Annotated in this window: 1 protein-coding gene; it reads left to right on the top strand. The window is 42.0% G+C overall.

What is annotated here, in order from left to right; genetic code table 11:
- Positions 1-2 precede the first annotated feature (2 nt).
- Positions 3-12,134, top strand: coding sequence for an LPD38 domain-containing protein (locus tag U5907_02530; protein ID WRQ33533.1), 12,132 nt, complete (start codon positions 3-5; stop codon positions 12,132-12,134).
- Positions 12,135-12,136 lie beyond the last annotated feature (2 nt).

Genomic DNA, 12,136 nt, shown 5'->3' with positions numbered 1-12,136 from the left:
ATATGACAGACTCAAAAGCTCAGCAAATTGATAGCAGGGAGAAGTTGTATAACAACCTCATAGGCACAGGGAGGGTTTCAGAAAAGGAGCTTGGCAAAAAAGAGGACTTTCTGAATTCAATTACAAGCGCCTCAGATGCAGCCTATTTGTACAAGAATCTCAAAACAATTTTTGACGAAGAGGAGATAGGGGATGAGAGGAAATTTACCGATTATGTTCTAAGAGACATTACCGGGCCATTTCCAGCCGGAAGACCAGGAGGAAACCTCCCACTTCCATCGCCTGCGGAAACTACATTTGCGCCTCAGAATCCGTTTGTTATTCAAGATAAGGCTCCTGCGCCGTTGATGAGCAAGGCGAATGCTCCTATTGCGAAGAGTGTTGATCAAGTAGCTCAGCAGGCAAGTCCTATAGCTGCAGACAGCGTTGTTAGTGATGTTGAGGGTGAGCTAAAGGAACTGAATGATAGACATAAGGAGGAGCTTGCAAAATTCAATGCAATTAAGCAGAAGATGAATATCCCCGATGTGGATTCGTTCACAGGATATAACGCAAGAGAAAGTCGAATGATGGGGCTGGGTGGACTACTGAGCAAGGCAAAAATTTCAAAGGAAGAGAGAGAGTTCTATGAAAAGAACAAGGAAAGGCTTGAAGATGTAGAAAAACAGATGAAGGCTATGCTTATCCGTAGGGATGTTGCTAACCTTGCCGAACAACAAGAGTCACTAGATCCAAATAGTCCGGGAATCAAAAAGTTTTGGGATGGACTGACAAAATCAGGAACCGTCAAAGACTTCCTGACAATGGGTCTATCGACAATGAGGGATGATGTCTATATGATTGAGTTGCTTGAGAAGGCAAGTAAGGATAAGAACTCAATCAACCCGGAAGAGCAAAAACTCATTGACTCTTACATGAAGTTGCAGGAGATGCAGTCAAAGGATAATGGGTTTTGGTATAAGGCAGGAGCGCAAGGAAGGATGATGGTCCCTTTTATCGTCAACATTATGGCCACTGGAGGTGTTGCAGGGGCTGTTAATCTTGGTAAGGCAGCAGGAGCCGAGACATTCAAGGCTGCCATTAAAGGGGGTAAGAGACAGGCTGTTGATTATGCAGTAAGGAAAACAGGGTCAATTGTACTAGGGAATATGTTGCGCTCGCCTCTAACGACTACTTTTTATACAGACCTGGCTAAACGAAGAGTCGGAAATTTCTCACAAGACGAACATGGACAAATTGAAAAGGGAGACAACACGCTTGCAGGAGACCTTTATAAGTCCTATGTAACCAACACCCTTGAATACATGACAGAGGGGTTTGGTGACCTTGTTGGGAGGGGTGCGCTTACTAGCCTATTGGCAAAGAAGAGAATTCTTGGGCCGATGTCTAAGTATGTGAGTGCGCTTGAAAAAGTTACCGCTAACCCTGTTTATAAGAAGGTGGGTGGTGTTCTTGACAAAGCTCAGATACATGGTATATCAACAGAGATTTTCGTTGAGGAGGTTCCAAATGCTCTTTTATCCTCTCTTCTTACAGGCTCAGACGACTATAAACAACTCGCAGACCCTGAATTTTATGGCACAATAGCAGTGAATACCGCTTTGATGAATGGTATTTTCAAAGGCACCCAATTAGTCTCCGGAGGAGTGGCTAATGCAGTAGAAAAAGGGAGGTTGAATTCTGCTGCAAAAACCGCTAATGCAAACCTGGCTACTAAGGCATCAGAGCTTAATGACCAGGACATAATTCAAGCAATAGAAGGAGTCCAGAACTCAATAAACTCAAACGGATATTTCAACGAAGATAAGTCTGAGAGTGCAGTTATTCAAGCATTTCAAAATCTAAGAGAAGTCATCAATAAGAAAGGGGTTAATGAAGATCTTGAATCGGTTATTGACGCGGCATCAAAAGCTGTTTTGATTAACGCTGAGAGAGCAGGAGCATATGAGGGTCTGTTATCAGTTGCAGAGGCAGAGATGGGTGGCCCTGTGACAATGAGAAAGTCTCCTGATACAGTTGCGATTGGCAAGAACGCAAACGAGGAGTTAATGTATATTACCGATGTCTTGAAGTCTGAGTTGGGAAAAGAATTGATGGTTGTTCGCAATGTCAATACCGGAGAATCAAAAACCATCCTTTCAGATGAGATCGAAGATATTCGCACATTTGATTCAAAAGCGTGGCTAGATGATTGGTTGAAAACAAGGGATGCTCTTAAGCCTATTGAATCAGCCATTCAATCTCAAGAAATAGCCGATGAAGTAGCTCAGCAACAAGAGAGTGCGCAGAGTCAGCCAGTAAACCTTTCAGAGGTAATACCTGGAGCTGAGTTTGCAATAGGAGAGGAGATAGTAACCGTCATTGATGCAACAGAGGAGGATATATTTGTTGTTGACAGAGATGGCAACGAACACAGAGTTGAAATTGAGTCCCTGCAGAGAGTCCCTCCTGTAACACAAGAGGCTCCCGCTGCAGATGTTAACGCAGTCAATTTGCCAATTCAGGATGTTCAGCAGTTACCTATTGAGCCAGTCCAAGAGCCTGAATCAGCAGCAACAATAGAAGAGGCACAGCAAGCAGAAGCAGGCAATTCTATTACCGGAGGCATATCAATTCCTGTTGACAAGCAAGGTCAGATTGATTACTCTCAGATAGCAGAGCCAAAGATGTACGCAGAGGCCCTTAAATCAGAGTTTGCAGACGAATCGTTGTCTGTCCTTGAGGATTTGATAGCAGAGCAAAAGGAGGCCCTTAAAAAGGCTGAGAAGACTACAAACGCAATTGAGCGCAGAAGAAAAATAAAGATTGTTAACACAGAGCTTGCGAAACTAAATCAAGCTAAAACCATGCTCTCTCCTGAACAAGATATTTCTTCTGTACAAGTTGCACAAGAATCAGCACAAGAGATCTCCAATCCAAAGCCTATCCAGAAACCAACAAGACGACCTGGAGGAAAGAGGCTGACACCAATGCAGCAAGACCTGATGAAATTTGGAGAGCCAACTACAAGAGAGGAGGCAATAGCAATGACAATCCTAAGAGACGGTATTAAGTTCAGGATGAACGACAATAAAGCCGAGGGGATAAAAGGACTTGCCGGGCATCTAGGTCTAAAGAAAGGAGGAAAGGAATATAGGAAATATTTTGGTCTGCAAAATGAAAAAACAGGGATGTCCCCTGAGCATCTAGCTCTTTATATTAAAGAGATGGACGATGATGGTCTGTTCGTTAACCTTGAGGACTCTGATATATTTACAGATGTTCTAGAGGTTATGCGAAAAGCATACTCTAGAAGGACTCTCTTTGAAATAATTGAGACAAGCAGAAGGGACCAGGAGCGACGCTTTAACGAAGAGGATTACTATGAATCAGAGGAAATAAAATCAAATATAGCTTCTAAAGAAGAGCTCACAGAAGAGGAATATGAAGAAATAATTGATGATTATTTCTCAGAAAAATACCTACCTTTATCAGAGCAAGATGCATCTACCATCTTGAATTTAATAGCTGATTCTGTAAAGGATGAGGAGAGATGGAGAATTATTAACGAATCAGAAGATTTACCTGAAGATGAAACCGGAAGAAATATTGCAGAAGGAGTATACCAACGAGGAGCTGGTACAGATGTTTCGGGAGGCCCTGCCATTGGCAATCAAAGCCAGTATAATAACGAGGGAAGAAGCAACGAAGGCCCAGGAGGACGAACAGGAACGGATAAAACTATTCTCCAAGGTGCTGCGCTGGCACAGTCTGAACAATCTGTAAATCCTTTAAGAAAGGAGATAGAGTCTCTCAATCAATCCAAGAAAGAAGCAATCGCAGAGAGAGACAGACTCATAGCTAATAGTGCAGAACGTGTCGGCCTCTTTGGTGACACAAAACAAGACCCCAATGACTTATTCGGGGGAGAGGGGTTTGATCCATCAGCATCACAGCCACTTGTTGACAATCAAAACAAAATCATTGCAGAATTAGACCGTAAAATTGAGGTCTTAACAAAAAACCTTGAGCAAGGAGAGAGAGAAGCTCAGGGCCAGTTGAAGATTGAGGAAATTGCGCAAGAAGAAGCAAGAGTCAACACAGAGCCTACCGAAAAACAGAAAGAGGCAGGTAATTATCAGAAGGGACATATCAAGCTCCTTGGCTACGATGTTACCATTGAGCAACCAAAAGGATCTACAAGGTCAGGAGTTGACAAAGGTGGCAAGGAGTGGAGCGTGACTATGAATAACACCTATGGCTATATTCTTGGTACAAAAGGCAAGGATGGGGAGCATATAGACGTTTTCGTGGGAGAGAATCCACTATCTGAAAAAGTATATGTCGTTGACCAGGTCAATCAGGACGGTTCATTTGATGAACACAAGGTAATGTTCGGATTTGACTCTATTGAGGATGCTTCAAAGGCCTATAATGCAAACTACGAAGAGGGGTGGCAGGGCCTTGGTAATATCACCGAGGTATCTATTGACGATTTCCAGAAGTGGACCGAGAATAAGACTCGCAAGATTAAACCGTTTGCAGAGTATAAGCAAATACGATCTGAGCAGCCATTTGTTGATGCTCCTATTGAGGAGATTGAGTCAAGAGTGTCGGAGTATGAATCCATAATAAATGAAAGGGAGGAGAATTTAAAGAGTTCAAACACCCCTATAACTGGGAGTAATACAGGGGTAGGAACCCTTACCGAGGCTGAATTTTCAGAATTCACTGCTCTAACGAGCGAACTACAAAGGCGAAATACTATTTCTGCAGATGAGGCCAAGCTAAGAGTCGAAGAGAAGAGAAAGCAAAGACTTGCGCAACTTGAAAATGATACTCCTATTGAGGAGGGTGTATTACAGCCCGATGTTGATAACGAGTCTGGAGAACCGGGTGCTGAGATGTCAGAAGCTGAGTTGAAAGAGAGTCAAGAGACTGCTGAGAAGTTGCAAGACTTTGGTCAGAAAATTGGCATGGCCCGTAAAGATGTAGCTGAAAGAGGGTTTACCCGTACCGGAAAAGATAGTGAATTACCGGGATGGGCTAAAAAATACAAAGTATTTCAGCAAAAGAAAGGTACAAGTTACGCAGACTGGGACACAAAAGATGGGAAGTATGAAGTTGCTATTGTAAGCGGAAACTTCTTTAAAATAGTACAGAAAAACTTTGACACGCCTGAGGCGGCGGCATCCGCAATACCATTACTAGAGGTTGCAAGAAATCATTACGTGCGCCCTTCGTCAGCTAGCAATGATGAGTATTCTATATATCGCAGATGGAGCAGCGGGAAGCTCTGGGAGATTAAAAAAGGCTTTAAGTCAAGAGATGAGGCTATGTTGCACATGGCTGTAAACGCAGTAAGTATCATTGAAGCAAAGGACGTCAAAGTTGAGAGGCCGCACCTTGACAACATAGAACGAATTGGCATAGAGATACGCAAAGGCAATATTACTCCAGAGCAGTTTATGGACACTTTTGGCTTCAGAGGAGGAGAGTTTGGCAACTGGGTGGCCTCCGATGAGAGACAGTCTATGCTCAATTATGCATACGATGCGCTTGTGGATCTAGCGGCAGTAATAAATATATCTCCAAGAGCCCTGTCGCTAGGAGGCAGACTTGCAATTGGATTTGGTAGTAGGGGTAAGGGTCTGTCTAATGCAGCTGCACATTTTGAAGCAGATAGAGGTGTTATTAACCTCACGAAGATAAACGGAGCCGGAGCACTAGCGCACGAATGGTTTCACGCGATGGATTCATACTTTGGTGTTTTTGGGAATCAAGGATTTGTTCCAAATGAAGAAGGTGTTATCAAATCGCCAGACCCTAGCAGGGATTACCTGAGTGGAGACTACTATAATAACAAGAAGGTTAGAGATGAAGTTGTGAAAGCTTGGAATGGCGTGTGGAAAGCTATGCGCTACAAGGAGGAAATGGCAGAATATGACATTACCAGGCTTGAAAACAAACTTGAGAGCAGTAAGGATTCTTTAGTTAGAGCTCTTCAGAACACTAGGGGATGGTTAGCCGTTGACAGGAAGTGGGGGCTACGAAAAAAGGCAGCCACCCCAGAACAGTTAAAGAGTTGGGATGCTCTTATTGAAAGGGTTAATAACTATGACTTTGGCCCTACCTCAAAAGCCGAGACAAAAAAGAAATACTCATTTGAAAGCGTTTATGAAGTACAAAAACAACTGTCTGAGCTGACAAAGGTAATATCAGGCAGAAGCGCACTAGGGGCTGATTTCTACTCCTTCCATAGGGTTGTTATGGCAAAGGACCAGTTAGAGAATGCAAAGAGCGACCAGACCTATTTAAAGAAGGTCAACACTACATTCTATAACGGGAGTAAAGACATGGACGCATCAAGATCTAGCGCATATTGGAGCACTAATCTTGAAATGGCCGCTAGGGGATTTGAGGCGTATGTTGATGATAAACTAAAAGCAGTAGGAGCTAAGAATGACTATTTAGTTCACTCAGTAAATAACGCTGTGTATGTAGCCTTATATGATGCTAAACCATACCCTGAAGGACAGGAGAGGCTTGATATAAACAATGCTTTTGATACTTTCTTTAGCACTATTGACGAGAAAATTGACGAAGAGACTGGAAATACTGTGTTGTTCCGCCAACCTTACTTCTATTCCCCAACAGAACAGGCCCTGAATTCAATCAAACAGGAAAAAGGTACTCCGGAACAATGGAAGGCCATGCTATTGAAAAATGGCGCAAAAGAGGCTGAAATGGAGTGGATGGGATGGGAGGAACGATTTGGAGTAGCCCATATTGATCCAAAAATGACTATTGGAGGACAGGGAGTAAAGCTAATCATCACCAAATCCGAAATACAGGATTGGATAAACCAGAACAGGATTGAAGTGCAGGAGGTGGAGAAGTCAGAAAAACCAGAAATAAAGTGGACTGAAAAGGACGGTAATACCATTGGTTCCGCATCTAAGGCAGGTATGAATTTTTTATATTCAATTCGCAAAAGAGATAATTATTTTGCAATATATAATGACTTAACAAGCAAACAATTATCAGCGGAAAATACGTTTGAGGAAGCTAAAAATTATATTGAAAACAAAATTTACAAAGGTTATTATCCACAAGGAGACACCAAATACTCCCAATACCAACTCCCCGGCGGAGAGAATTACAAGGAGTTGTTGTTGACAATGCCGGTTAAAGGAAACACGATTACTATTGCTGAAAAGGAAGAGTTAGAAGTGTTACAAAGAAGAATGAATAATGAGATTGATTTTCCACAAAAAGACCTTGATAGATTTAGGGTGCTAATGCAGAAAGGAAGGGATTCTTATGACAATAAAAGTCAATTCAAATCCTCCCACTTCGACGAACCCAACATCCTCGCTCATGTCCGATTCAATGAGAGAACAACCCCATCAGGGGAGAGAGTACTGTTTATTGAAGAGATACAATCCGATTGGGCACAGAAGGGGAAGAAAGAGGGGTTTGCAGGCAAACCTAATTATAAAAAAGAAGGTGATATATATAAGGTTTATGATGGTGCTGGTGTATTTTTTCTTGACGCTAAAACCGAGGAAGAAGCAAAGGAAATAATTAAGACAAATCCAATTCTTGAAGAACAAGGTGTCCCCGATATGCCTTTCAAGAATACCGACCAATGGGTAAACCTCGCTCTCCGCAGAATGATGATTTACGCTGCTGAGAATGGTTTTGACAGGATTGCGTGGACTAATGGTGAGATGCAGGCTGATAGGTATAACCTGAGTAAGCAAACAGATTTTATTGATTATTGGAAAAACGATAATGGAACATATGATTTCGGATTATCTATTGAATTTAACAAGCCGTCTGAATTAACAGAATCAGAATTAGAGTCTTATTTAGGAAAGGATATAGCGAATAAAATAATAAATGACAAATCAAATCCAACAGAACACAACCCAGCAAGGCTTGAAGGCAACGACCTCAAAGTAGGCGGTTCAGGCATGAAGGCTTTCTATGACAACATTATTCCGGCTCAGGTTAACAAGATTGGTAAAAAGTTTGGAGCAAAGGTTGAGACTACTGAAATTCCAGCAATTGGCAAAAAAGTTTATGATGAAGACGCTGGAGAAAGAAACCTTACCCCGGAGGCAGAAGAATTGTATCAAAAGTATATGGATTCCGTTGCAGAGGACGATGGCTCTTACCCTATTGAACAATATGTTTCCGACATGGAGAATATTGGCTATGAAGTTGTGCTTAGTGAGACCGGGTATCCAATAGATCTAAAGAAAACATATAAGGGCGAGGTATACTCAGTACAATCCATCCCTATTACTCCTGCAATTAAAGAACAGGCTGCAATAGGAATGCCTTTATATATGCCTGAATCAGGTATGGAACAGGTAGATTATAAGGGCTTACCTCTTGAGACAGTTGTTAATACCGTTAGAGAGTTTGCCAGGAGTCTTAACACAGAAGTTAAAATTATATACGATACTCAGCAATATCCAAGCAATAGTAGATATCGTCGCGCCAAGGGGTGGTTTAGACCAATAAGTGGAGAGGTAACAATAGTGCTTAGCAAACACAATAGTATTAATGATCTTAAAACAACTATTCTTCATGAAGTTGTTGGGCATAAAGGCCTAAGAAACTTACTTGGAGACACCTTCAAGAAAACCATGCAAAGGGTATTTATTTCACTGCCAAAGAGTGTTCAGGCTGATTACTTTGCAAGGTACAATAACCGAGTTACAGCTGCAGAAGAGTATCTTTCAGAGCTTACAAAGTACGATATACACCCAACTTTGTGGCAAAGGATAAAAGGAATTATTCGTGATGCTCTTAGGAGTGTAGGTGTCTTCATTAATATGAGTGATGCTGATATGAAATACATGCTTTGGAGATCTAAAAACAGATTGCAAGACCAGGCGAAAGCTACATCAATTGAGGTAATGACGGATATAGTCAAGAGCAGGGAGAAACAATCAAGACTCCGCTCAGAGGCGGATGTTCTACTTAGAGAGGAGAGAGAGCCATTCACTCTTGATAGCAATGACATTACTCTTAACAAGTGGGAAAAGACAATTGAAGCACTACAGGACAGGATGGTATCCGGGAAAAAGCTTATTGAAGAGATTAAAAAAAGAGGTGGTAAGGTAGGCGTGTTCTCAAACTTCGTTTCCGAGGAAAACAGGTCTTCATCAAGGGCAAAAGCTGAGCTTGATGACTTTGAAGATAACTACTATAAACCAATCCTTGATATAGTTGCAAAGTGGGCCAAGGAGGGCAAGTCCGCAGACGAGATTTCGCTCTACATGATGGCAAAACACGCCCCAGAGCGCAACAGACACATAGTAATAAGGGACGCAAGAGAATCAATCCTCTATGGGTTTAACAAGGATTTGCGCAAAGCCGAGGGTAAGAGGAGGAGTGCAACCGCTGAAAAGGATATAAAAGCCATTGACGAGTCAATAAGAAACATTCAGAGCCAGATTGATTTTATTAATTCTGCTGAAAACGCCGGGCTTATTGCTGAGATAATGAGAAATGCCTATGATGTTGCATTTAATCATGATAACAGGTCTCCTCTCCCTGAAGGAATGGACTCTTTAAGCTATATGATTGCGCTAAACATACAGAAGCGAGCAATAAGTATGTTGAGCAAGGTTGCCGAATCAGAGTTGAGCAATAATCGCTCAGGTCTGTCAGATGAAGAGGCGGCGGATATCGTCAATGAGTTTGAGAAAGGATTGAAAGAGGTTAAGGATGTTGTTATGTTCTGGGATAATATTAGAAAAGCAACCCGATTCTCGCTTGACAAGAGTTTGAAATATGGACTTATAAGCAAGGAGGTTCATGCTGCAACGTCTAATATGTATGAGTTTTACGTTCCACTAAGGAGCTGGGCTGAGAAAGAGGACATTGACTATCAAGACGTGTTTGGAGACAACTATTTGGGCCATGAGATACTCAATCCTGTCAACAAGCATGCCGAGGGTCGTACTTCTCTTGCTGACAATCCGCTAGGCTTTATTGCTTCTATGGCTGAGACATCTATTGTTGCCGGAAGCAAAAACGAAGTCAGGAGAAACGCATGGAGGCTGATTAAGAACAATGACCACATGACTGATTTGTTCCTGATTAAACAAGCGTGGGAGGTCAACATAGCAGATATTGGTGATGAGCCAATATGGGAGACTACATATGAGCCACCGACACAAGAGTTAATTGATGCCGGCATGGCAAGAAGGCTTAGTCCCAATAAAACCTATGAATGGCATAAGTCAAGAGGAGATATCAAGAAGCATCAAGTACCAGTACTAATTGATGGGAGCAGGGTTTTAATTGAATTTAAGGGGCCAATTGGCGCAAGAATAGCAGCTGCAATTAATGGAGACGATGTTGTAAGATGGAAGAGAACAGAGGGTATTGCTCGTCTGACAAGAATAATGGCAGCTTTGAAGACATCTAAGAATCCAGACTTCATGTTGACAAACTTTTTGCGCGACTACTTTTTTGGGACAATGGCTTATAGTGCAAGAGGAGGAAGTTCACTAACAATGACAAAAAACCTTGGTCGGGCATGGATTGCAATACATAAAGACTTCACAAAAGGGAAGGAAGACTCTTACCTGAAAGAGATGTATGACGACTTTAAGATGAGTGGTGGTGAAACCGGGTATGTTCATATGCTAGGAGAGCAAGATTATAAGAGAAAAGTTGAGAAGCTTGTTAAGGAGGCCAATAAAGCAGGAAGTGTAAGCCCGACTGTGTATGCTAAGAAAACAATCAAAGTGCTTAATCATGGTCTGGATTATCTTGCTCATATGTCTGAAAATGCAGTAAGGTTTGCGACTTATCTAACAGAAGTTGAAAGACTAACGAAAGAGGCAGGGACCAAACAGCCTAGCGAGACAATGAAAAAACAGGCCGCATTAGCGGCAAAAGAGGTTACAACAAACTTCAATAGAAAAGGAAAGTGGAGTTCTCAGGTAAACTCCTTCTATGCTTTCTTTAATGCATCTGTTCAGGGTTCCGCAAACTATATCAAGCTAGCCAAGGAGAATCCAAAGGGATTTGTTCTGTACAACATGGCAATGATGTCTATCCGTACGGCATTAGCAGCATGGTGTCTCTCTCTCTTTGGTGACGACGATGATGAAAAAGGTTATCTAGCCCTATCAGATTATATCAAGGAGAATAACTTCGTTATACCGGCGGGAGATAGTAAGTTTATTACCATTCCACTGCCTCATGGAGCAAGAGCATTAACCAATATTGGGCCGCTAGCACTTGATGTTGTCATGGGTAAGAAGAGCGCAGCTGAAGCAATGGACACATATTCTAAGAATATTATATCCGAGTTGTCTCCAATCAACCTGGTTGGCTTAGACAAGAGTGCTTTCATACCAAGGAAAGCAGACGAGGTTCTGTTGACAATGCTGCCAACTGTTGTAAGGCCTTTTGCTGAAACAGCTCTCAACATGGACTTTATGTCAAGGCCAATAGAAAGAGGTAATTTCCTCGCGACAGACAATGGATATTTACCAAGATTCCGGAATGCTTATTCAAGCACAAACCCTATCCTTGTAGGCCTTGCAAAAGAATTAAACCGATTAGGAGGAGGAAATGATAGTAGGAGCGCCGGCGTCAAAGTTGATAAAGATGGCAATGTATCCAGGTCTAAAGTCGGGGAGTTATTAGATGTAAGTCCTGCATACACAGAGCATATTCTTGAAGGTTACTTTGGGGGCCTTGGCAGATTTATCAACGATATGTATAAGACTACCAGGAGTGCAATTCAGGGCAATATTCCTGAAAAGCAAAATATCCCTGTAGTGCGGCGTTTATACCAAGAGCCATACGAGAGCTTGGCTTGGCAAAAATATTACGAGACTAGATCCAGGGTGAATGATATCACCAAAGCCATGAAAGCAGCAAAGCAAGAGGGGATGATGGAGGAGTACATGAATCTGAATAACTACTATAACAATACTCTAATATCAACTTTTGAGATATATAATGATATAATGAAAAATATCTCAAGCAATATTAAGCAATTGCCGGAAGAAAGCCCTATGAGAAAGCAGGCGGAGAAGGCAATGGATGAACTCGTAAACAAGTTTAACGAGGAGATAAAATACATTGATGCAAATCATAATAAGAGGAGATAGGC

The organism is Bacteroidales bacterium MB20-C3-3 (assembly GCA_035609245.1).
GTDB lineage: Bacteria > Bacteroidota > Bacteroidia > Bacteroidales > UBA932 > Bact-08.
The sequence above is the reverse complement of the archived record's forward strand: the minus strand, read 5'-3'. Positions and strand labels throughout refer to the sequence as shown.